Source organism: Massilia sp. P1_C10 (genome assembly GCF_056406475.1).
The window spans coordinates 97,026-117,904 of record NZ_JBFUAC010000010.1 but is presented as its reverse complement, the minus strand read 5'-3'; the positions used below and the strand labels follow the sequence as shown (position 1 = coordinate 117,904).

The following is a 20,879-nucleotide window of genomic DNA, read 5'->3' as shown; positions in this document are numbered from 1 at the left end:
ATAGGCTCCTGCCTTCGCAGGAGGTCGGTCCTGCCGGTGGCAGGACCGACGGTGTAACTATTTTGGTGTTACTGGCAGGCTTCGCATTCCTCGAAACCGTCGTCGCCTGGACGCAGGTAGCAGGCCGCGCCGTCTTCCACCGCCGCCGGCGCCGCAGCCACCGGGGCCGCAGCCGCTTGCGCGCTGGCCGACATGCCGCCGTCCACCGCCACCGCATTCAGCGCGCCGGTCTTGGACGTCGACTTCTCCATGTGCGTCGCCGCGATGGTGCGCAGGTAGTAGGTCGTCTTCAGGCCGCGCAGCCAGGCCAGCTTGTAGGTCTCGTCGAGCTTCTTGCCCGAGGCGCCGGCCATGTAGATGTTCAGCGACTGCGCCTGGTCGATCCACTTCTGGCGGCGCGATGCGGCTTCCACCAGCCAGCTTGGCGACACTTCGAAAGCGGTGGCGTATATCTCGCGCAGGTCCTGCGGAATGCGGTCGATCTTGGCCAGCGAGCCGTCGAAGTACTTCAGGTCGGCGATCATCACTTCGTCCCACAGGTCGCGGGCCTTCAGGTCACGCACCAGGTAGGCGTTGATTTCGGTGAATTCGCCCGACAGGTTCGATTTCACATACAGGTTCTGGAAGGTCGGCTCGATGCAGGCCGACACGCCGATGATGTTCGAAATGGTCGCGGTCGGAGCGATCGCCACGCAGTTCGAGTTACGCATGCCGAACTGCTTGATACGCTCGCGCACCGGGGTCCAGTCCATCGCCGACGACGAGTCGACTTCCAGGTAGCCGCCGCGCTCTTCTGCCAGCAACTTCACCGAATCCTGCGGCAAAATGCCGCGATCCCACAGTGAACCTTCGTACGACGCGTAACGGCCGCGCTCTTCGGCCAGCTCGGTCGAGGCCAGGTAGGCGTAGTAGCAGACCGCTTCCATCGAGGTGTCGGCGAATGCCACCGCTTCGTTCGAGGCGAACGGCACGCGCATCATGTGCAGGCAGTCCTGGAAGCCCATCACGCCCATGCCGACCGGACGGTGGCGCATGTTGGCGTTGCGTGCTTTTTCGACGGCGTAGTAGTTGATGTCGATGACGTTGTCGAGCATGCGCATTGCGGTGCGCACGGTTTTCTGCAGCTTGACGTGATCGAGCTTGCCCTCTTTCATATGGGCTGGCATGTTGACCGACCCGAGGTTGCAGACTGCGATTTCATCCGGGCCGGTGTTCAGGGTGATCTCGGTGCACAGGTTCGAGCTGTGGACCACGCCGATGTGCGACTGCGGCGAACGGATGTTGCATGGATCCTTGAAGGTGATCCATGGGTGGCCGGTTTCGAACAGCATCGACAGCATCTTGCGCCACAGGTCGAGGGCGGCGATCTTCTTGAAGACGCGCATTTCGCCGGCGGCGGCCTTGGCTTCGTAGCCCAGGTAAGCCGCTTCGAAGGCCTTGCCGACCTTGTCGTGCAGGTCAGGCGTCTCGGACGGCGAGAACAGGGTCCACTCGCCCTTTTCCATCACGCGCTTCATGAACATGTCCGGGATCCAGTTGGCGGTGTTCATGTCGTGGGTGCGGCGGCGATCGTCGCCGGTGTTCTTGCGCAGGTCGAGGAATTCCTCGATGTCCATGTGCCAGGTTTCCAGGTAGGCGCAGACCGCGCCCTTGCGCTTGCCGCCCTGGTTGACCGCGACGGCGGTGTCGTTGACCACTTTCAGGAACGGCACGACGCCCTGCGACTTGCCGTTGGTGCCCTTGATGTGGGCGCCGAGCGCGCGCACCGGGGTCCAGTCGTTACCCAGGCCGCCGGCGAACTTGGCCAGCAGCGCGTTTTCCTTGATCGCGTCGTAGATGCCTTCCAGGTCGTCCGAGACGGTGGTCAGGTAGCACGACGACAGCTGCGAACGCAGGGTGCCCGAGTTGAACAGGGTCGGGGTCGAGCTCATGAAGTCGAACGACGACAGCAGGTGGTAGAACTCGATGGCGCGCGCTTCGCGGTTTTCTTCGCGCAGCGACAGGCCCATCGCGACGCGCATGTAGAACGCCTGCGGCATCTCGATGCGGATATCGCGCACGTGCAGGAAGTAGCGGTCGTACAGGGTCTGCAGGCCGATGTAGCCGAACTGCAGGTCGCGGTCGGCGACCAGCGCCTTGGCCAGCTTGGCCAGGTCGTAATTGGCCAGTTCCGGGTCGAGCAGTTCGTTTTCGATGCCCTTGGCGATGTACTTCGGGAAGTACTCGACGTAGGCGGCTGCTGCCTTCGCCTGCGGCGTGTCCGTGCCGAAGACTTCCTTGCGGATCGTGTGAAGCAGGATGCGCGCGGTCACCTGCGAGTACGCAGGGTCCTTTTCCATCAGCGCGCGGGCGGCCAGGATGGCGGACTTGTGCAGCTCTTCGACCGGCACGCCGTCGTACAGGTTCTTGACCGTCTCGGCCAGGATGGCGTCGGCGTCGACGTGCTTTTCCAGGCCGACGCAGGCGGCGTTGATCAGGTCGCGGACCTGGTTCATGTCCAGAGGACGGCGCTCGCCGTTCTCCACCACGTGGATCTGCGGCGCGGCGATGTCGGCCTTGCCGCCGGCGGCTTCCTTGGCGGCGCGGCGCTCTTCCATGTGCTTGGCGCGATACAGCACGTAGCCGCGGGCGACGTCATGCTCGCCCGAGCGCATCAAAGCCAGTTCGACCTGGTCCTGCACGTCTTCGATATGGAAGGTGCCGCCGTTCGGATGGTGGCGCACCAGGGCGGCGACCACGTTCGCGGTCAGCTGCTCGACCAGTTCGCGGATGCGCGCCGATGCCGCGCCCTGCCCGCCATTCACGGCGAGGAAGGCCTTGGTCATCGCGATGGCGATCTTGGTCGGCTCGAAGGCGACGACGGCGCCGTTACGGCGGATGATGCGGTAATCGCCGCGCGCCGCGATGTCGGCCGCGCTGGCGTCGGCCGCGGGCGCCGTGGCACCTGGGGTGACGTGCAGGTTGGAAGAAGTGTCTTGTGATGTTTGCATTGAGGCTCCCCAGGTCGGCATGCAGTCGTGCTGCTGCCATTGTTATCAATTAGTCCGCTCGGTCAGCGGTCCGTCAACAAATTAAAAAGCAAAAGAATACCCATCCAACCGTTGCAGCCTGTTGGGCAAACGACGTTAAACATGGGTTGAAAACTCTGATTCGACACCGCCTCGCTGTAGCCGGCGGTGGTGAAACTGTGTCGGGGTTGAATCCCTCGGCACCACTATATCTAGTCATGAGCGTTAAGATGAGACTAATTGTAGTGCCTGACTCAATGCCACGCAATAACTTTCCAACACCATTAGACACTAAATATTTCGTTTAATTTCGGGTCAGGCCACTTGACATTTTTCAGCGCGGAAAGGATGCCGATTGGCCGGTGAGCGGTCACTAACATTGCCTCTTTTTGGGGCAGTTTTTCGGCCGATTTTCGGAGAGTATTGGAGAGCATTTCCCAGTCGAAATACGGTCCCGGGTCGGTCTTGCGGCCGGGCGCGACGTGCTCATGCCCCTGGATGCCCGCCAGCGGATAGCGCTCCAGCAGCGCGAGGGTCAGGGCGGCGACCGAATCATATTGCGCTGGCGAAAAAGCAACAAAATCCGAGCCCTCGATTTCGATGCCGACCGAAAAGTCGTTGCACTTGTCGCGGCCGTCGAATTGCGACACGCCGGCGTGCCAGGCGCGGTCGTTGCAGGACACGAACTGGATCACCCGGCCGTCGCGGCGCACCAGGAAGTGGGCCGACACCTCCAGCCCGCGCAGGTCGGCGAACGAGGCATCGGCGTGGAAGTCGACGCGGTTGGTAAACAAGTCGGCGATGTGCGGGCCGCCGAACTTCCCGGCCGGCAGGCTGATATTGTGCAGCACCAGCAGGTCGACCTGGGCGCCGGCCGGGCGTGCGTCGCAATTGGGCGACTCGTAGCGCGCCGCCTGCGGGCACCAGCCGTCGGCGCCGATTTTCATGGCGCCGCCCAAGGGCTGGGGTCAGGTCCGCCGGACCTGACCCCGGGGTTGTCGGCGCCGCGGGATATATCCGACTTCATTGTTCCGGCTCCTGGATATCGAGCTTTTGCATCTGGTAGCGCAGCTGACGGAAGCTGATGCCGAGCAGCTGCGCGGCCTGGGTGCGGTTGAACTGGGTCTGGGCCAGCGCGCGCAGGATGATGTCGCGCTCGACCTGGGCCAGGTAGCCCGGCAGGTCGCTCGGCAAATCGCTCGTTGCCGCCGCTGGCGCGGGTTCGGGCGCTGCCGCGTGCGCCGGCACGGGCGCAGGAGCCGGCGCGGCTTCGGCCACGCGCGCGCTTTTCAGCGACAGGTCGCCCACCTCGATCACGCCGTCGTTGGCAAACGCCAGCGCGCGTTCGAGCACGTTTTCCAGTTCGCGCACATTGCCCGGGAAGGAGTAGGCGCTCAGGGCGTCCAGCACGCCGGCGCCCAGCACCGCCTTCTGCCCCGGCCCGGCCAGGCGCGCGAGGATGCCGTCGGTCAGCACGGCCAGGTCGCCCATGCGCTCGCGCAGCGGCGGCAAGGTCAGCTCGATCACGTTCAGGCGGTAGAACAAATCCTGCCGGAACTCGCCGCGCTCGACGCACTTGGCCAGGTCCTTGTGGGTGGCGCTGATGATGCGCACATCGACCGGCTCTTCCGCCGTCGCGCCGATCTTGCGCACGCGCCGCTCCTGGATCGCGCGCAGCAGCTTGACCTGCATCGCCAGCGGCAGGTCGGCCACTTCGTCGAGCATCAGGGTGCCGCCGTTGGCCGCCTGGAAGAAGCCGTCGCGCTCGTCGGCCGCGCCGGTGAAGGCGCCCTTGCGGTAACCGAAGAACTCCGCTTCCATCAGCTGCTCGGGAATCGCGCCGCAGTTGACTGCGATGAAGGGGCGCGCCGCGCGCGAACTTTGCGCGTGGATCTCGCGCGCCGCCAGTTCCTTGCCGCTGCCCGACTCGCCGGAGATGGCGATCGGCGCCATCGAGCGCGCCAGCCGGCCGATCTGGGCGCGCAGGCCCTGCATCGCCGGCGAGTCGCCGATCAGGCGGCTGGCCGTTGCGGCATCGGCGGCGGGCGCGCCGGCCGCCGGCGCCAGGCGCAGGGCCGAGCGCACCATCACGCGCAGGTCTTCCAGCACCACCGGCTTGGAAACGTAATCGAAGGCGCCGGCTTTCAATGCGATCACCGCGTTGTCGGCGCTGCCGTAGGCGGTGATCACGGCGATCGGCGTGCCCTTGCCGCTGGCCGCCACTTCGCGCACCAGTTCCAGGCCAAGGCCGTCGGGCAGGCGCATGTCGGTCAGCACCAGCGCGTAATCGTTGGCGGCGAACAGCGCGCGCGCCGCGCGCAGGTTTTCGGCGCTGTCGACGTCGAGGCCCATCTTTGCCAGCGTGATGTCGAGCAGTTCGCGCAGGTCGGCTTCATCGTCGACGACCAGGATGCGGGGTGAACTCATGGATGCCTTTCCGTTACAGGGAGTGCTGCTGCGCGAACGTGATGACGAACCGGCCGGTCGGCTTGCGCAGGCCGTAGGTGCCGGAATCGATGCGGTATTCATAATCGAGCATGGCTCCGTTGTTCAGGCACAGCTCGCGCGCCAGGTACAGGCCCAGGCCCGTGCCCTTGCTGGACGTGGTGTAGAACGGCTCGAACAGGTGGGCGCGCACTTCGGGCGTGATGCCGGGGCCGTCGTCCTGCACGTGCAGCTCCTGGCGGCCCGACGGATCGCCCACCACCGACAGCCGGATCGAGCCGGGCGTGCCGCTGGCGTAGCGGATCGCGTTGGTCAGCAGGTTGACCACCACTTCACGCAGGTGCAGCGGGTCGAAGCGCACCGGCGCCTGGCCGGCGCCGCGCACCGCGATCATGCCTTCGGCCAGTGCGTGGGTCTCCTGGAACTCGGCGCCGATCTCGCCGAGGAAGGCATCCAGCGCCAGCGGCTCGTTGTGCGGCTGCACCTTGCGCGACAGCTGCAGGATGTCCTCGACCATGCGGTTCACCCGCGCCACGTTGTCGCCGACGATCTTCAGCAGGCGCGCGTGCGAGGGCTCGGACAGGTCCTCGGCCAGCAGCGAGGTGGCGTGGCCGATCGCCGACAAGGGATTCCTCACCTCGTGCGCGATGCTGGCGGTCAGGCGTCCCATCGACGCCAGCTTGAGCTGCTGCGCCTGGTTTTCGATCGCGGTCACGTCCTGCAGGAAGATGACGAAGCGGTCGGCCGCGCCGTCCGGCGTCTCGACGCGCGCGAAACGCAGCTGCAGGTGGGCGCCCAGGTCCGGCCGCGCGCCATGCAGGGCGCCGCCGTCCTGGCCCGGCTTGATGGTGACGAAGGCGCCGCTGCCCTCGCCCGCCGGCAGCGCCATCCAGGCGGTGAAGGCGTCCCAGATGGGCGCGAGCGGCGCCTCTGCGGCCAGCACGAAATCGGCGCCCTCGCCGGCCAGCGCCAGCATGCGCTGGGCCGCGGGATTGCTGGTGAAGACCCGACCGTCGGCGCCCACCACCAGGATGCCGTCGCCGACGTCGGCCATCACGATGCGGTTGATCGCCTGCTGGATCTTCAGGTCGGCGCCGTGCCGCGCCGCCAGTTCCTCCTGGCCGATCAGCTTTTTGGCCAGCCGGCTCAAGAGCAGCACCACCGAGAACAGCGCGGCGCCGTACACGCCCGATTGCAGCAGCGGCGCGTCGCCGCCGAGCAGCGTGTCCCAGAAGCTGCCGCCGACCAGGAACAGGGTCACCAGCGCCGCCGCGAACAGCGCCATCAGCAGCGGCGCCAGGATCGCCGCGCCGGCCAGCGGGAACAGGTACAGGATGGCCAGGCCGCTGCGCATGCCGCCGGCGCCGGTGTACAGCAGCGAAATGACGATCAGGTCGAGCGCCAGCTGGGCGCCGAGCTGGTACAGGAAGCGGCGCCGCCAATAGATGGTCAGCAGGCCGAACAGCGCGGCGCAAACCAGGTAGGCCATGCAGGTTTCGGCGTACAGGTGGGCGTCGCGCGGTCCCTTGCTGTCGAAGCTCACGTACAGCAGCAGCACGATCGCGATGACGACGCGGGTGGCGTTCAGCGTTTGCAGCGAGCGCCAGAAGGTTTCGCGCGATTCGGCCGACAGCGATTTACTGCGCACCATCTGCGCTACTTCGACGGCAGCCGGACGTGGCCCGGACTGCAGTAGTCGCGGCCGTCGGCGTGCACCGCTTCGGAGGCGGGGAAGTAGATGCCGCAGTGGGCGCAGCAGGCCATCGGCTCGCTGGCGCCTTCGCGCGGCAGGTGGTCCGAGCGGCGCGCGTCCGGTCCCTTCATCGTGGACGAACGCAGCTTGCTGCGGATGGCGAACACCACCAGCACGGCCAGCGCGAGCCAGAACAACAGGCGGCTCATGCGACCGCCCGGTGCAGCAGGACTTCGAGCACGAAGCGGCTGCCGACGTAGGCCAGCACCAGCGTGGCGAAGCCGGCCAGCGTGAAGCGCAGCGCGGTCTTGCCGCGCCAGCCCTTCCAGCGGCGCCCGGCCAGCAGCGCGGCGAACAGGATCCAGGACAGCAGCGCGAAGATGGTCTTGTGGTCCCACTTCAGCACGGCGCCGAACAGCTGTTCGGAGAACACTATGCCCGACAGGACGGTGAGGCTGAGCAGGACGAAGCCGATGCCGATCAGGCGGAACAGCAGTTTTTCCATCGTCAGCAGGGCCGGCAGCTGGTCGAGGGCGCCGCCGAGCCAGCCGGCGCCGGGCGCGCGGGTGTGCAGGCGCGACTCCTGCAGCGCCATCAGCACTGCGTGGAAGGCGGCGATGGTCAGGGTGCTGTAGGCCAGGATGGCGACGGCGATGTGCCAGCCGAAGGCGGGCGACTGGCCCTGCAGCTGGAACACGCTGCCGGGCCAGACGGCGGGCAGCGCGGCGGCAAGCGCGGCGCACGGCATCACCAGGCGGCGCAGGCCGTCGAGGGCGAAGTTGCGGTTTTCCAGCCAGTAGGCGGCGACCGATACCCACAGGGCGGCCGACAGCATGATGGCGAAGCCGACGCGCAGGCCGCCGGGCGCGCGCATGTCGCCCCACAGCGCCGCGCCGTGCAGCAGCCAGGCGACGGCGGTGACGGCCGAAATCAGCGCGCCTTGCCGGACCGGCAAGAAGGCGCATACGGCGTAGGCCAGTGCGGAGGCGAAGAAGAAGGTGGTCTGCATTACTCGAAGTTTACACCATCGGAACGGGCCGGGTGCCGTACCTGCGAAGGCAGGTACGACACCCTTGAAAATCAATCGACCGCCGCCATGCGCAGCTCGTCATGGTGATGGCGCTGCTGCTCTTCCATCACCAGCTGCCCCAGTTCGCGCTTGAGCGCATTGAACTCGGGCGAGGCCGGATCGCGCTCGCGCGGCAGGTCGACGATGATGTCGCGCTTGACCATGCCGGGCCGGTAAGTCATCACGACGATCCGGTCCGCCAGGTAAATCGCTTCCTCGATCGAGTGGGTGACGAACAGGATGGTCTTTTTCAGCTCGGCCCAGATGCGCAGCAGTTCGTCCTGCAGGTTGCGCCGGGTCAGCGCGTCGAGCGCGCCGAACGGCTCGTCCATCAGCATGATCGGCGAGTCCAGCGCCAGCACCCGGGCGATTGCCACGCGCTGGCGCATGCCGCCCGACAGGTCTTTCGGGAAGCGCGTGCGGAAGTCCGACAGCGACAGCATCGCCAGCAGGCCGTCGACGCGCCGGCGGATCTCGGCTTTCGCCATGCCCTTGATCTCCAGCCCGAAGCCGACGTTGTCCTCCACCGTCATCCACGGGAACAGCGCGTACTCCTGGAACACCATGCCGCGGTCGGGACCCGGCTCGGTAACCGGCTTGCCGTCGGCGGTGATGCTGCCGGAAGTGGGCAGCGAGAAGCCGGCCACCGCGTTCAGCAGGGTCGACTTGCCGCAGCCGGAAGGCCCCAGCAGGCAGGTGAACTGCCCGCGCGGGATCTCGAGGTTGATGTCCTTGAGCGCGACCAGCTCGCGCTCGCCGGTCTGGAAGATCTTGTTGACGCCGGATATGACGATATGGGTGTCGCTCATCTTAGGTTTCCAGGCCGCGGTGCCAGCGCAGCAGATGGTTGTTCAGGCGGTTCATGCCGACGTCGATCGCCAGGCCCCACAGGCCGATGGTGATCATGCCGGCGATGATCTTGTCGGACCAGAAGTACTCGCGTGCTTCGAGGATGCGGAAACCAAGGCCGTTGTTCACCGCGATCATCTCGGAGACGATGACGACGATGAAGGCGGTGCCGATGCCGATCCGCACGCCGGCCAGAATGTACGGCACGGCCGCCGGCAGGATCACCCGCAGGAACATGGTGCGCTGGCTGGCGCCCAGGTTGCGCGCGGCGCGCAGGTAGATGCTGTCGACCTGGCGCACGCCGGCGATGGTGTTCATCAGCACCGGGAAGAAGGCGCCGAGCACGATCAGGAACACGGCCGGCGGATTGCCCAGCCCGAACCACAGGATCGACAGCGGGATGTAGGCGATCGGCGGGATCGGCCGCAGCAGCTGGAACAGCGGGTTGAACCACGCGTACACGCGCGGACTGGCCCCCATCGCCAGGCCGATCGGCAGCGCCAGCCCGGCGCCGAGGAAGAAGCCGACCAGCACGCGGTACATGCTGCCGATCGAGTCGATGATCAGCTCACCGGAGAACATCCACGCCAGCCGGCTGCTGCCTTCGACGTACGGCTGCATCGGCAGCAGGTAGGCGATCCACTTCTCGACCACCGCGAGCGGCGACGGCAACACCTGGGGATTGACCCAGCCGAGCATCGCGACCGCCTGCCATACCGCGATGATCAGGGCCGGCACCACCAGCCCGATCCCGACTCCCTGCAATTTCCCTTTCGTCATCAAAGCGGCCTCTTACTTGACGTTCAGGCTTTTCTTGGCCGCGTTCAGCAGGTCGGTCTTGACCCACTCCGTCGCGACGGGCGGCTTGGCCATGCGGCCGACGCCGGTTTTTACCATGATGTCGGTGGTGACCTGGATGTGCTCCGGCGTCACGTCATAGGTGTACTCGGCGTTGCCCATCGCGTCGTTGAAATCGTCGGTCGTGATCTGGCCTTTGAACACGGTCTCGCGCACGTACTTCTCGGCCAGCGCCTTGTTGTCGATAAAGGTCTTGGTCGCTTCGACGAAGCAGCGCATGAACTTTTCGGCCACTGGGCGCTTCTCCTTATAGAACTTCTCGGTCATCACCATGGTGCGCACCGGCTCGCCGATCGGCGTGTCGTACGGCTTGATCACCTCGGCGCCAAAATTCTTGTTGATCGCCTGCGAGGACTGCGGCTCGGACTGCATCATGGCGTCGATGTTCTTGCCCAGCAGCGCAGCGTTCAGGTCGGGATACGACAGGTAGATCAGCTGGACATCCTTGCCGGGCGCGCTGTCGGCGGTCAGGCCGTGCTTTTGCAGCTCGGCCATCAGCAGCACTTCCTGGATCGCGCCGCGCGTGACGCCGACTTTCTTGCCCTTCAGGTCCTTGACGGTCTTGATGTTCAGCTCGGGACGGGCGACCAGGCGCGCGCCGCCTTTGGCGAAGCCGGCGACGACGAAAATCGGGGCGCCGCTGGCGCGGCCGGAGATGGCCGCTTCCGAGGCGGTGGTGGCGACGTCGAGTTCGCCGGCGATCACCGCCTGCATGGCGTCGAGGCCCTTGGCGAAAATCTTCTCTTCGATCTTGATCCCGCACTTCGGCGCGATTTCCTTCATGTACGACACCGCGCCGTAGTGGGCGAATTTCAGGTTGCCGAGCCGAACCACTTCCTGCGCCTGGGCGCCGCCCGCCACCAGCATTGCCGCGATTGCGATGGTCTTGCAGAACATCTTGCTAGTCATGCCTGTCTCCCTAAGTAGTTGCTGATCAAGAATTGTTTGGCTAGATCATAGCAAGCTGTTGCCATTCGAGACAGGCTTTTTAACGATGTTGACTACTCGCCGTTCAGGTAATGCGCGTAGATGGCGTCGTAGCGCCCGGTCTTGCGCAGCCAGGCCAGGCCGGCGTTGAAGTCGTCGCGCACGGCGGCGTCGCGGAACACCGGGCGGTAGTGGCGCGGGTTGGCGCGCGGCAGCGGGTGCTCTTGCACCGCCGGCATGTGGAAGGCGGGATCGCGCCGTTCGAGCTGGCGCGCGTAGTAGGTAAAGATGGTGCGGTCGCTGACCACCACGTCGTAGCGGCCCATCGCCAGCAACTGCGGCTGCGACTGCTGGTTATTGCGCTCGACATAGTGCTCGTTGCGGTCGAGCTTGCTGAACCACTCGGGATAGCGGCTGGAGGCGCCGACGAACGACATCACCCAGCGCAGCTTCAGGTCGGACGGCGTCCGGATCGACAGCCGGCGCCTGGCCAGCGTATACAGGAAGTTGTCGTAAATGACGGGCGGATCGCCGTACACGCCGCCGGCGGCGCGCATGTCCTGGCCGACGTCGAACATGATCGCGTCGCTCTTGCGGGACAGGAAAGACACCGGCACCCGTCCCATCGGCATGAAGACCGGCCGCAGCACGTGGCCGCGCCAGGCCAGCGCCTCGCGCACGATGTCGACTTCGATGCCCGATTGCGTCGCCACTAATATATAAGGCGGCAGATTGTCGCCGAACGCCATGCGCACGGTCGCCGCGCCGGCCGGGGCGCACAGCAACAGCAGCAGGATCAGGGGAATCATCGGCATAAATGCTTTAGTGCAATTTCCAACCCCGGATGGTAGCAGCATCCGGCCTGCCGGCGCGCCGCTATGAGGTAAAATGCCACACAAACCGCCCGGCCGGACCGGGCCAATCCATGTTTTCACCAGGTTCGCCATGCTAGATAACTTAACCCAACGCCTTGCCAAGGTCGTCAAGACCATGCGCGGTGAGGCTCGCCTGACCGAAGCCAACACCGCCGAGATGCTGCGCGAAGTGCGCCTGGCGCTGCTCGAGGCCGACGTCGCCCTGCCGGCGGTGCGCGAATTCATCGGCAAGGTCAAGGAAAAGGCGCTCGGCGAAGAAGTGCTCGCCTCGCTCTCGCCAGGCCAGGCGCTGGTCGGCGTGGTGCAGCGCGAACTGGGCGCGCTGATGGGCGCCGACCTTGGCCCGGAGGCCTCGCAGCTGAGCTTTGCGCAGCAGCCGCCGGCGATCATCCTGATGGCCGGCCTGCAGGGCGTGGGTAAGACCACCACCGTCGGCAAGCTCGCCAAGTACCTGCGCGAAGAGAAAAAGAAGAAAGTGCTGACCGTCTCGGCCGACGTCTACCGTCCGGCCGCGATCGCCCAGCTCGAATCGGTGACCAGGCAGGTCGGCGCCGATTTCTTCCCGTCGTCTGCCACCGACAAGCCGGTCGACATCGCCCGCGCGGCGCTCGACTGGGCCAGGAAGCACTATCACGACGTGCTGATCATCGACACCGCGGGCCGCCTCGGCATCGACGAAGCGATGATGCAGGAAATTTCCGCGGTGCATGCGGCGGTCAAGCCGATCGAGACCCTGTTCGTGGTCGACGCGATGCTGGGCCAGGATGCGATCAACACCGCCAAGGCCTTCAACGACGCGCTGCCGCTGACCGGCATCGTGCTCACCAAGCTGGACGGCGACTCGCGCGGCGGCGCGGCGCTGTCGGTGCGCCACATCACCGGCAAGCCGATCAAGTTCGCCGGCGTGTCCGAGAAACTCGACGGGCTCGAAGCGTTCGACGCCCAGCGCATGGCCAACCGCATCCTCGGCATGGGCGACATCCTGGCGCTGGTCGAAGAAGCGCGCAAGGGCGTCGACAGCAAGGCGGCGGCCGACCTGGCCAACAAGATCAAGGTCGGCGGCAAGTTCGACATGAACGACTTCAAGGCCCAGCTGGGCCAGATGAAGAAGATGGGCGGCATGGCCAGCCTGCTCGACAAGCTGCCGGCCCAGTTCCAGCAGGCCGCCGGCGGCGCCAACATGGACCAGGCCGACAAGCAGGTGCGGCGCATGTGCGGCATCATCGACTCGATGACGCCACAGGAGCGCGCCAAGCCGGAGCTGATCAAGGCGACCCGCAAGCGCCGCATCGCGGCCGGCGCCGGCGTCCAGGTGCAGGAAGTGAACCGCATGCTGGCGCAGTACGAGCAGATGAACACGATGATGAAAAAGTTCAAGGGCGGCGGCATGATGAAGATGATGCGCGGCATGAAAGGCATGATGCCGGGCCTGCGTTAAGGCGCCCGGCGCGCTGCCAAAACCGGCTGACGGAACGCTTCCGCAGCCGGTTTTTTTATGCAAATTCGCCGGGCAAGCGCCCGGGCGGCGCCATAACGGCGATTTTCGTTAGTTTCCGCACGAAAAAAATCGAAAAAGACTTGCAACAACAGTAAAAGCCCACCAATATAAGCCGTGCGATCAATTGCGCAATTTCCCATTGTGTTTGTTTAGGAGGCTCGAAGATGGCAACAGCCAAAAAAACCCCAGCAGCAGCTCCAGCAAAGAAAGCAGCAGCCAAGCCAGCGGCCAAGCCGGCGGCGAAGAAAGCAGCAGCTCCAGCAAAGGCAGCTCCAAAAGCCGCCGCAGCCAAAAAGCCAGCAGCACCACGCAAGCCTAACGCCGCCTTCATGAAGGCGATGACCCCGTCGACGACGCTGGCCGCAGTAGTGGGCGCCACTCCGCTGCCACGCACCGAAGTGACCAAAAAGGTGTGGGACTATATCAAGAAGCTCGACCTGCAAGATGCAGCAAACCGTCGCATGATCAATGCCGACGACAAGCTGAAAGCCGTATTTGGCGGCAAGGCACAAGTTTCGATGTTCGAAATGACCAAGCTCATTTCGGATCACCTGAAATAAGAACATCCAGGCCGTAACGGCTGAAATGGAAAAAGCCCCGGTTTCAAAACCGGGGCTTTTGTTTTTATGCAGCGCGCGCGCAAAATTAATAACTTGTCTATAACATTGGGCGCACCGGCGTTGGCTCACCTCCGAGATCATCGCTCACATTCGCGCGTTCTTTCGGCTCCCCCGTCGCGCGCCGCGCCGCCATCCAGCGCTCGGATCCCATTCGACCCTGCAGAAGTCCCGGTATATAAATATCAGCATTAATCTTCGGAAAGGAAACCCCGAAACCTGATGGGCTGATCTCAGCGGTCGCCAAGTCCTCCGGACGAGCGTCCTCAAACCCCTGCGCGTCGGAGGGCGAGAACGACACATCAATGCGGGATGACAGCGAAATAACGATGCGATGCGCGACGCTATCGTAGCGCACAGCAATGGCAGCTGGCCATATGGCTTGCATCAATTCTCCGCGTCGCGTCGCCGCTTCGAACTCGACGTCAGAAATGCCCATTAATGTCCCCTCCAGTGCATCGATCTCGCCCCAAATCCGTATCAAATCCTTGCGCGGAAATCTGTGTTGAGTCCTCACTATAGACGGACCATTCGGGCAATTCAACTCGAACACGGCTTCAATACCCTTGCCAACCACGTGGACGTGCGCAGGCTGGTGATCGTTGTAGTAGATCACGACACGGAATCCGAATAAATTCAACACGTCGGGCATCGCATCCCACCCTAGCCGGGTGGCGACGGATCACTTTGAGCGCAGACAGGGGCGAAGCGAAAATGGGGTCGAGTCCCCAGGAGCAACGGGGACGCCTAATCACCGGCTCTCAGATGGCGACGACAAAGGGTCTGCCCATGGGTCAGGCCCAGGTGTGCTGAGTCGCATCACATTTCCCATTTCTTCCACGCGGCCAGCACGGCGTTCGGGTACTCGGGTCGCCCGCGGCTGCCGTTGTAGCGCCCCAGCGCCAGGTACAGGCTGCCCGCTTCCATGTCGATGTACATGCGCAGGATCGCGCAGCCGTAGCGCAGGTTGGTCTGCATGTGGAACAGCTTCTTGCGGTCGCTGTCGCCGATCACGTTGGTCCAGAACGGCATCACCTGCATGTAGCCGCGCGCGCCCACCATCGACACCGCGTACTTGCGGTACGCCGACTCGACCTGGATCAGTCCCAGCACCAGCCCCGGATCGAGTCCGGCCCGCGTCGCTTCATACCACGCGGTTTCCAGAAACTCGGTGCGCGACTGCGCGTCCGGCAACTTGCGCTTGAGCCGCTCGGACATCACCGCCAGCCACTGCTGGTAGCGCTGCCTGGCCGCCTCGTCGCGGAACACCGGCTGCGGCGGACGCGCATCCTTGATGGCGTTCGCCAGCGCCAGCTTGACCGAGACGGCCAGCGCTTCTTCCTTCTGGTTGCCGGCGTGCGCCATCGCGCCGCAGGCCAGGCCGGCCGCGAGCAGCCCGCGCGCCAGCCATGTCACGGCAGTTCTCACTGGGCCAGCTTGCCCTTGATGAACTCGACCATGCCGGCCACCGGCACCGCCGTCGCCTCCGCATCGCGGCGACCCTGGTACTCGAGGTTGCCTTCCTTGAGGCCGCGCTCGCCGATCACCACGCGGTGCGGCACGCCGATCAGCTCCCAGTCGGCGAACATGGCGCCCGGACGCAGCCCGCGGTCGTCGACGATCACGTCCACGCCCGCCGCCTGCAGGTCGGCGTACAGCTTCTCGACTTCGGCCTTGACCATCTCGCTGCGGTCCATGCCCATCGGGCACAGCACCAGCTCGAACGGCGCAATGGCGGTCGGCCAGATGATGCCCTTGTCGTCGAAGTTCTGCTCGATCGCCGCGCCCAGGATGCGGGTCACGCCGATGCCGTAGCAGCCCATCTGCAGCGGCGCCGGCTTGCCGTTTTCGTCGAGGAAGGTGGCCTTCATGCTTTCCGAGTAGGCGGTGCCCAGCTGGAACACGTGGCCCACTTCGATGCCGCGCTCGATCGCCAGCACGCCCTTGCCGTCCGGCGAGGCGTCGCCTTCGATCACATTGCGCAGGTCGGCCACGATCGGCTCGGCGATGTCGCGGCCCCAGTTGGCGCCGGTGTAGTGGAAGCCTTCTTCATTGGCGCCGCAGACGAAATCGGCCATGTTGGCGACCGTGCGGTCGGCCACGACCTTGACCGGCTGCCTGGTGCCGATCGGCCCCAGGTAGCCCGGGATGGTGCCGTAGCACTCGAGGATCTCGGCTTCGGTGGCGAAACGGTGGGTCGCCAGGCCCGGCACCTTGGCCACCTTGACTTCGTTCAGCTCGTGGTCGCCGCGCAGCAGCAGCATCCAGTTTTCCTTGACCTGCTTGCCGTCGACTTCTTTTTCGACGGTCAGCGCGATGGTTTTCACCGTCTGCGCCAGGTCCAGGTTCAGCAGCCTGGCGACCTGCTCGCACTTGACGGTGCCGGGGGTCGAGGTCTTGGTCAGCGCCTGCGCGCCGGCCGGACGGCTTGCGGCCAGCGCCATCGCTTCGGCCGCTTCCATGTTGGCGGCGTAGTCCGAGGTCGGGCAGTAGACGATCGCGTCTTCGCCGGTGCTGGCGATGACGTGGAATTCATGCGAACCGGTGCCGCCGATGGCGCCGTTATCGGCGGCCACCGCGCGGAACTTCAGGCCGAAGCGCTGGAAAATCCTGGTGTAGGCGTCGAACATGACTTTGTACGAGGCCTGCATGCCGGCCAGGTCGCGGTCGAACGAGTAGGCGTCCTTCATGGTGAACTCGCGGCCGCGCATCAGGCCGAAGCGCGGACGGCGCTCGTCGCGGAACTTGGTCTGGATATGATAAAAATTCAGCGGCAGCTGGCGGTACGACTTGATTTCGGTGCGCACCACGTCGGTGATGACTTCCTCGGACGTCGGCTGGATCGCGTAGTCGCGGCCGTGGCGGTCTTTCACGCGCATCAGTTCCGGGCCCATCTTGTCCCAGCGGCCGGTTTCCTGCCACAGCTCGGCCGGCTGGACCAGCGGCATCAAGAGCTCGATCGCGCCGGCCTTGTTCATCTCGTCGCGGATGATCGCTTCAACCTTGCGGATCACCCGCAGGCCGGTCGGCATGTAGGTGTAGATGCCCGATCCGAGGCGCTTGATCATGCCCGCGCGCATCATGAGCTGGTGGCTGACGATCTCGGCGTCGGACGGCGCTTCTTTGAGGGTTGAAATAAAAAATCGGGAGGCGCGCATATCGATGAATTCTTTTTAAAAAGAGAGAGTTATAATCAACCTAATTTTAAAGGATTAGCTGGCCGATGCGTCCAATCTTTGTGCAAATGGGTCCGATTCTCCGGCTCCCGCCGTTTTCGCGCGTCGAAAACCAGGCGGGATCGGGCGTTGCCCGTCGGATTCGTATGTAAAAACAGAAGAAGCACGCGCTGGCAGAAAGTGTTGAGGTGAACCATGCTCGACCGTGAAGGGTTTCGGCCCAACGTCGGCATTATCCTGCTGAACGCCCAGAACGAGGTGTGGTGGGGGAAACGCGTGCGCGAGCACTCGTGGCAGTTCCCGCAAGGGGGCATCAAATATGGAGAAACGCCGGAGCAGGCCATGTACCGCGAGCTCGAGGAAGAAATCGGGCTGCGCCAGGAGCACGTCAAGATCGTGGGTCGGACCCGCGACTGGCTGCGCTATGAGGTGCCCGATCATTTCATCAAGCGTGAAATCCGCGGGCATTACCGTGGCCAGAAGCAGATCTGGTTCCTGCTGCGCATGGTCGCGCGCGACAACGACGTCAACTTGCGCCTAACCGACCATCCCGAGTTCGACGCCTGGCGCTGGCACGACTACTGGGTGCCGCTCGACGTGGTGATCGAGTTCAAGCGGGACGTGTACCAGCGCGCCCTGCAGGAGCTGTCGCGCTTCCTGACGTGGCCGGCCAATGGCGGGCACACGCACGAGCGGCGCCACACCGCGCGCTACCTGCGCCAGCCGCACGCGCCGCGCCAGGCGGCGCCGGCCGAACCGGCGCGCGCCGCCGAGCCGCAGCTGGTGCTGGCGCCAACCAAGGAGTAGCCCGCCAGGGAGCGCCGCGCCGGCGTCAAAAAAGGGGTCAGGTCCGCCGGACCTGACCCCGGGGTGAATGCCGAAGGCCGCTATAACCGTGTGATATTTTATTTATGCAAGCTTGATTTTTATGCAAAATGTTGCGTTAAAATCTTGCATGATTACAATATTCCGACGCCGGGCCCTCGCGCTCGCCTTCACCGCCCTCCTCTCCGCCCCCGCGATTGCGGCCGACCAGGCCGCCTGCAAATACGTCCAGATCGGCGAATTGCCGCTGCGTTATCTCGGCGCCAACTTCCAGCCTGCGATCGACGGCTTCATCAATGGCAAGCCGGCGCCGATGCTGATTGATACCGGCGCGAGCCGCACCATGATGACCAGCTACGCCGCAGACCGGCTCGACCTGCGCCAGTACGCGACCGGTGCCCATGCCGTCGGCATCGGCGGCGAAACGCGCCTGTACGGTGTCCGTGTCGACGACCTGCAGGTGGGACCCACCCATACCGGCAGGCGCAATCTCAACGTGATCGGCGAAATGGGAGCGGTGCCCGAATTCGACGCCATCGTTGGCGCCGACTTCCTGTTCCAGGCCGATATTGAATTCTCGCTGGCCGAAAAGCAGGTACGCTTTTTCCGTCCGCTCGATTGCAAGGACAGCCATCTCGCCTACTGGGGCGACGCGGTGGCAGTACCTTTCACCGGCAGCTTCGGCGATAGCCGCAACCAGGTGTTCGAGGTGGAGCTGAATGGCGTCAAGCTCGATGCCATCATCGACAGCGGCGCGTCGGCAAGCTTCGTGTTCATCAATGGCGCGCGCAAGGCCGGCGTGGACATCAACTCGGCCGGCACCATCAGGGCGGCTGGCGCGGTGGGCGTCGGCGCCGACAAGCTGGACCAGTGGCGCGCCGTATTCAAGACGCTGAAGATCGGCGGCGAGACCATCCGCGACGCCGAGCTGCACATCTCCGCCGATCCGAACACCGGGCGCCAGCACGCCGACGTGCTGCTCGGCTCCGACTTCCTGCGTTCGCACCGGGTGCTGTTTGCGATGAGCCAGCGGCGCCCGTACATCACTTATCTGGGCGGTGACATCTTCACGCGCGGCGCGGTGGCGATCGAGCCTTGGCTGCAGAAGGAGGCGGACCAGGGCAATCCGCACGCGCAGTACATCCTGGCCAACAAATACCGCGCCGGCAGCGGCGTGGCGCGCGATACCGCGGCGGCTTCGTCCTGGCTGCAAAAGGCGGCGCAACAAGGCCACCCGCGGGCCGCCTATATCGTCGGCCCGGCGTTGCTGCATGCCGGGAAATCGGCCGAGTCCGCCGCGCTGTTCGGCAACGTGCTGCGCCAGCATCCCGATGAAAGCCGCGCCGCGCTCTACCTGTTCCTCGCACAGCTGCAGGGCGGCGATCCGGCCGGCGCGGCGCGCGCGCTCGAGTCGCGCGTGGCCGCCGACAAGCGGCGCGAGTGGCCGGCGCCGGTGGCCGACTTCTTCCTCGGGCGGATCGACGAAGCCCAATTGGCCAGGCAAGCCGGCAAGGATTCGGCGCAAGCACGGGTTCGCACCTGCGACGCGAAGCTGATGATGTCCGAACTGGCCGGCGCCCAGGGCGAGAAGGACAAGGCCAAAACGCTCAGCGACGCATGGCGCGCCGAATGCGGGCGTCCGGCGCCGGGCGCCTAATTACCAGGAGCGCTTCCATATCGGTTACGAGGGCGGCGAAGTGTTCCCCAAGCCGCGGCAGCGGCCCGACTGAGCAGGCGTTACAATGGCGCTCCTGCCTTGCCCTGACCGCCTTTGCCATGTTCACACCCTCCTCCGACGACGTCCGCCGTTTTTTCTGCGAGACCTTCCGCAAGCAGCGCGCGGGCGAAATCCTCAGCCCGATGGAGGGGATCGCCGGCGACTGGATTGCGCTGCATCCGGAATACGCCGACACCTTGACCGACACCGAGGCGGCCCTGGCGCGCGACTACTCGGTCGAAGGCGGCGAGGCCAACCCCTTTTTGCACCTGTCGATGCACCTGTCGATTTCAGAACAGGCTTCGGTCGACCAGCCGCGCGGCATCCGCGACGCCATCAACGCGCTGACAGCGCGCCTCGGCCAGCACGACGCGCACCATCAGATCATGGAATGCCTCGGCGAGATGATCTGGAATTCGCAGCGCAACGGCGTGCCGCCGGATGCCGACGCGTATATCGAATGCGTGCGCAAGCGCGCCTCCCGCTAAGCCGCGGACGAAAAAAAAGGGGTCAGGTCCACCGGACCTGACCCCATCTTCATTGAGCGCTGAGAAATCAGCGGTGGCCGGTCGCCAGCGTCGACGGCAGGCTGCCCAGGTAGGCGGCGATGTCGGCGATGTCCTTGTCCGACAGCGGCTTGACCTGTCCGCTCATGATTGGGTTGTTGCGGCCATTGGCGCCGTCGCCGCGCTTGTAGGCGGTCAGCGCGTGCGCCAGGTAGTCCGGATGCTGCCCGGCCAGCTTCGGATAGCTCGGATCGACCGGCTTGTTGAAGTCGGCGCCATGGCAGGCCGCGCAGCTGTACTTCTTCACCAGCGCTTCGCCGGAGGCGACATTGCCGCCCGCGGCAGCGTTGAACGACACCACGGCGGCGGCCAGCGCAATCATCAGTTTTTTCATTTGGCTGTCCTTATTTCTGCGTGGTCTGCGCGTAGAACGCGGCGATGTCGGCGATGTCCTGGTCGGACAGGCTGGCGGCGATGCCGCGCATCGACGGATGCTTGCGCTCGCCCTTCTTGTACGCGTTGAGCGCGCTCTCGATGTACTTGGCCGACTGGCCGCCGATCTTCGGCACCCGGTACACTTCCGGGAACGAGGCCTTGTATTCAGGGATGCCGTGGCAGCCGATACACATTTCTACCTTGGCAGCTGCAGCCTTGGGATTTCCGACGATGTCTGCCGCGGCGGCGACATTGGCGACGCCGGCGAGCACGAGAAGTGCGAAGATTTTTTTCATAGGTTGCAAAGGTAAAGAGTAATCGGGTGCTAGCGCAAAAGTTACAATTTAGTCTACCAGCACGCGATTCTAACTGAATGCCGTC

20 protein-coding genes are annotated in these 20,879 nt (G+C 64.8%); 5 read left to right on the top strand and 15 right to left on the bottom strand.

What is annotated here, in order from left to right; translation table 11 throughout:
• Positions 1 to 68: 68 nt before the first annotated feature.
• From AC1D02_RS19620 to AC1D02_RS19575, 10 genes are all read right to left on the bottom strand, one after another.
• Positions 69 to 2,990 carry a ribonucleoside-diphosphate reductase subunit alpha gene (locus AC1D02_RS19620; protein ID WP_477319971.1) on the bottom strand — a complete coding sequence of 974 codons (2,922 nt, stop codon included), beginning with the start codon at positions 2,988 to 2,990 and terminating at the stop codon, positions 69 to 71.
• Between the two features lie 302 nt (positions 2,991 to 3,292).
• Complete coding sequence (gene ampD, locus AC1D02_RS19615; protein ID WP_477319969.1) at positions 3,293 to 3,955, bottom strand: 1,6-anhydro-N-acetylmuramyl-L-alanine amidase AmpD; 663 nt, start codon at positions 3,953 to 3,955, stop codon at positions 3,293 to 3,295.
• Between the two features lie 76 nt (positions 3,956 to 4,031).
• The gene (locus tag AC1D02_RS19610) at positions 4,032 to 5,435 is read right to left on the bottom strand and encodes a sigma-54-dependent transcriptional regulator (RefSeq protein ID WP_477319967.1); all 1,404 of its coding nucleotides are present in this window, start codon (positions 5,433 to 5,435) and stop codon (positions 4,032 to 4,034) included.
• 13 nt (positions 5,436 to 5,448) lie between these two features.
• On the bottom strand, positions 5,449 to 7,104 hold the full coding sequence (locus AC1D02_RS19605; RefSeq protein WP_477319965.1) for a sensor histidine kinase: 1,656 nt from the start codon (positions 7,102 to 7,104) through the stop codon (positions 5,449 to 5,451).
• A 5-nt stretch (positions 7,105 to 7,109) separates the two neighbouring features.
• Entirely contained in the window at positions 7,110 to 7,355 is a 246-nt protein-coding gene (locus tag AC1D02_RS19600; RefSeq protein ID WP_477319963.1) for a PP0621 family protein, read from the bottom strand.
• A complete protein-coding gene (locus AC1D02_RS19595; protein ID WP_477319961.1) occupies positions 7,352 to 8,155 on the bottom strand; it encodes a cytochrome C assembly family protein in 804 nt (267 codons plus the stop codon). The genes AC1D02_RS19600 and AC1D02_RS19595 overlap by 4 nt, the downstream gene beginning before the upstream one ends.
• 71 nt (positions 8,156 to 8,226) lie before the next feature.
• Entirely contained in the window at positions 8,227 to 9,024 is a 798-nt protein-coding gene (locus tag AC1D02_RS19590; RefSeq protein ID WP_477319959.1) for an ABC transporter ATP-binding protein, read from the bottom strand.
• A gap of 1 nt (position 9,025) precedes the next feature.
• Entirely contained in the window at positions 9,026 to 9,844 is an 819-nt protein-coding gene (locus AC1D02_RS19585; RefSeq protein ID WP_477319957.1) for an ABC transporter permease, read from the bottom strand.
• Between the two features lie 12 nt (positions 9,845 to 9,856).
• Positions 9,857 to 10,831, bottom strand: coding sequence for an ABC transporter substrate-binding protein (locus tag AC1D02_RS19580; RefSeq protein ID WP_477319955.1), 975 nt, complete (start codon positions 10,829 to 10,831; stop codon positions 9,857 to 9,859).
• Between the two features lie 92 nt (positions 10,832 to 10,923).
• A complete protein-coding gene (locus AC1D02_RS19575; protein ID WP_477319953.1) occupies positions 10,924 to 11,664 on the bottom strand; it encodes a substrate-binding periplasmic protein in 741 nt (246 codons plus the stop codon).
• Positions 11,665 to 11,794: 130 nt separating this feature from the next.
• Between AC1D02_RS19575 and ffh the strand changes: the two genes are divergently transcribed.
• On the top strand, positions 11,795 to 13,162 hold the full coding sequence (gene ffh / locus AC1D02_RS19570) for a signal recognition particle protein (RefSeq protein ID WP_477319951.1): 1,368 nt from the start codon (positions 11,795 to 11,797) through the stop codon (positions 13,160 to 13,162).
• A 224-nt stretch (positions 13,163 to 13,386) separates the two neighbouring features.
• Positions 13,387 to 13,782: an SWIB/MDM2 domain-containing protein gene (locus AC1D02_RS19565; RefSeq protein WP_305506319.1), complete on the top strand. Its 396-nt coding sequence runs from the start codon at positions 13,387 to 13,389 to the stop codon at positions 13,780 to 13,782.
• Positions 13,783 to 13,879: 97 nt separating this feature from the next.
• Here the strand turns inward: AC1D02_RS19565 and AC1D02_RS19560 are convergent, their stop codons facing one another.
• From AC1D02_RS19560 to AC1D02_RS19550, 3 genes are all read right to left on the bottom strand, one after another.
• Positions 13,880 to 14,491, bottom strand: a complete 612-nt coding sequence (locus AC1D02_RS19560) for a DUF2442 domain-containing protein (protein ID WP_477319949.1) — start codon at positions 14,489 to 14,491, stop codon at positions 13,880 to 13,882.
• 167 nt (positions 14,492 to 14,658) lie between these two features.
• A complete protein-coding gene (locus AC1D02_RS19555; RefSeq protein ID WP_477320106.1) occupies positions 14,659 to 15,204 on the bottom strand; it encodes a lytic transglycosylase domain-containing protein in 546 nt (181 codons plus the stop codon).
• Positions 15,205 to 15,263: 59 nt separating this feature from the next.
• Positions 15,264 to 16,997, bottom strand: coding sequence for a proline--tRNA ligase (locus AC1D02_RS19550; protein ID WP_477319947.1), 1,734 nt, complete (start codon positions 16,995 to 16,997; stop codon positions 15,264 to 15,266).
• Between the two features lie 213 nt (positions 16,998 to 17,210).
• On the opposite strand from AC1D02_RS19550, the gene AC1D02_RS19545 reads away from it, so the two are divergent.
• The 3 genes from AC1D02_RS19545 (at position 17,211) to AC1D02_RS19535 (ending at position 20,045) form a co-directional block, all read left to right on the top strand.
• Positions 17,211 to 17,822, top strand: coding sequence for an RNA pyrophosphohydrolase (locus AC1D02_RS19545; protein WP_477319945.1), 612 nt, complete (start codon positions 17,211 to 17,213; stop codon positions 17,820 to 17,822).
• 148 nt (positions 17,823 to 17,970) lie between these two features.
• A complete protein-coding gene (locus AC1D02_RS19540) occupies positions 17,971 to 19,497 on the top strand; it encodes a retroviral-like aspartic protease family protein (protein ID WP_477319943.1) in 1,527 nt (508 codons plus the stop codon).
• A gap of 119 nt (positions 19,498 to 19,616) precedes the next feature.
• Positions 19,617 to 20,045 (top strand): DUF1841 family protein, encoded by a 429-nt coding sequence (locus AC1D02_RS19535; protein WP_477319941.1) that lies wholly within the window; start codon positions 19,617 to 19,619, stop codon positions 20,043 to 20,045.
• A gap of 67 nt (positions 20,046 to 20,112) precedes the next feature.
• On the opposite strand, the gene AC1D02_RS19530 is transcribed toward AC1D02_RS19535, so the two are convergent.
• Positions 20,113 to 20,457: a c-type cytochrome gene (locus tag AC1D02_RS19530; protein ID WP_477319939.1), complete on the bottom strand. Its 345-nt coding sequence runs from the start codon at positions 20,455 to 20,457 to the stop codon at positions 20,113 to 20,115.
• 10 nt (positions 20,458 to 20,467) lie between these two features.
• A complete protein-coding gene (locus AC1D02_RS19525) occupies positions 20,468 to 20,794 on the bottom strand; it encodes a c-type cytochrome (RefSeq protein WP_477319937.1) in 327 nt (108 codons plus the stop codon).
• Positions 20,795 to 20,879: the final 85 nt, after the last annotated feature.

What these genes read in the sequence shown, in the direction of transcription:
- AC1D02_RS19620 (WP_477319971.1), bottom strand. Translation starts at nt 2,990, where the DNA reads ATGCAAACATCACAAGACACTTCTTCCAACCTGCACGTCACCCCAGGT.
- ampD (WP_477319969.1), bottom strand. Translation starts at nt 3,955, where the DNA reads ATGAAAATCGGCGCCGACGGCTGGTGCCCGCAGGCGGCGCGCTACGAG.
- AC1D02_RS19610 (WP_477319967.1), bottom strand. Translation starts at nt 5,435, where the DNA reads ATGAGTTCACCCCGCATCCTGGTCGTCGACGATGAAGCCGACCTGCGC.
- AC1D02_RS19605 (WP_477319965.1), bottom strand. Translation starts at nt 7,104, where the DNA reads ATGGTGCGCAGTAAATCGCTGTCGGCCGAATCGCGCGAAACCTTCTGG.
- AC1D02_RS19600 (WP_477319963.1), bottom strand. Translation starts at nt 7,355, where the DNA reads ATGAGCCGCCTGTTGTTCTGGCTCGCGCTGGCCGTGCTGGTGGTGTTC.
- AC1D02_RS19595 (WP_477319961.1), bottom strand. Translation starts at nt 8,155, where the DNA reads ATGCAGACCACCTTCTTCTTCGCCTCCGCACTGGCCTACGCCGTATGC.
- AC1D02_RS19590 (WP_477319959.1), bottom strand. Translation starts at nt 9,024, where the DNA reads ATGAGCGACACCCATATCGTCATATCCGGCGTCAACAAGATCTTCCAG.
- AC1D02_RS19585 (WP_477319957.1), bottom strand. Translation starts at nt 9,844, where the DNA reads ATGACGAAAGGGAAATTGCAGGGAGTCGGGATCGGGCTGGTGGTGCCG.
- AC1D02_RS19580 (WP_477319955.1), bottom strand. Translation starts at nt 10,831, where the DNA reads ATGACTAGCAAGATGTTCTGCAAGACCATCGCAATCGCGGCAATGCTG.
- AC1D02_RS19575 (WP_477319953.1), bottom strand. Translation starts at nt 11,664, where the DNA reads ATGCCGATGATTCCCCTGATCCTGCTGCTGTTGCTGTGCGCCCCGGCC.
- ffh (WP_477319951.1), top strand. Translation starts at nt 11,795, where the DNA reads ATGCTAGATAACTTAACCCAACGCCTTGCCAAGGTCGTCAAGACCATG.
- AC1D02_RS19565 (WP_305506319.1), top strand. Translation starts at nt 13,387, where the DNA reads ATGGCAACAGCCAAAAAAACCCCAGCAGCAGCTCCAGCAAAGAAAGCA.
- AC1D02_RS19560 (WP_477319949.1), bottom strand. Translation starts at nt 14,491, where the DNA reads ATGCCCGACGTGTTGAATTTATTCGGATTCCGTGTCGTGATCTACTAC.
- AC1D02_RS19555 (WP_477320106.1), bottom strand. Translation starts at nt 15,204, where the DNA reads ATGGCGCACGCCGGCAACCAGAAGGAAGAAGCGCTGGCCGTCTCGGTC.
- AC1D02_RS19550 (WP_477319947.1), bottom strand. Translation starts at nt 16,997, where the DNA reads ATGCGCGCCTCCCGATTTTTTATTTCAACCCTCAAAGAAGCGCCGTCC.
- AC1D02_RS19545 (WP_477319945.1), top strand. Translation starts at nt 17,211, where the DNA reads ATGCTCGACCGTGAAGGGTTTCGGCCCAACGTCGGCATTATCCTGCTG.
- AC1D02_RS19540 (WP_477319943.1), top strand. Translation starts at nt 17,971, where the DNA reads ATGATTACAATATTCCGACGCCGGGCCCTCGCGCTCGCCTTCACCGCC.
- AC1D02_RS19535 (WP_477319941.1), top strand. Translation starts at nt 19,617, where the DNA reads ATGTTCACACCCTCCTCCGACGACGTCCGCCGTTTTTTCTGCGAGACC.
- AC1D02_RS19530 (WP_477319939.1), bottom strand. Translation starts at nt 20,457, where the DNA reads ATGAAAAAACTGATGATTGCGCTGGCCGCCGCCGTGGTGTCGTTCAAC.
- AC1D02_RS19525 (WP_477319937.1), bottom strand. Translation starts at nt 20,794, where the DNA reads ATGAAAAAAATCTTCGCACTTCTCGTGCTCGCCGGCGTCGCCAATGTC.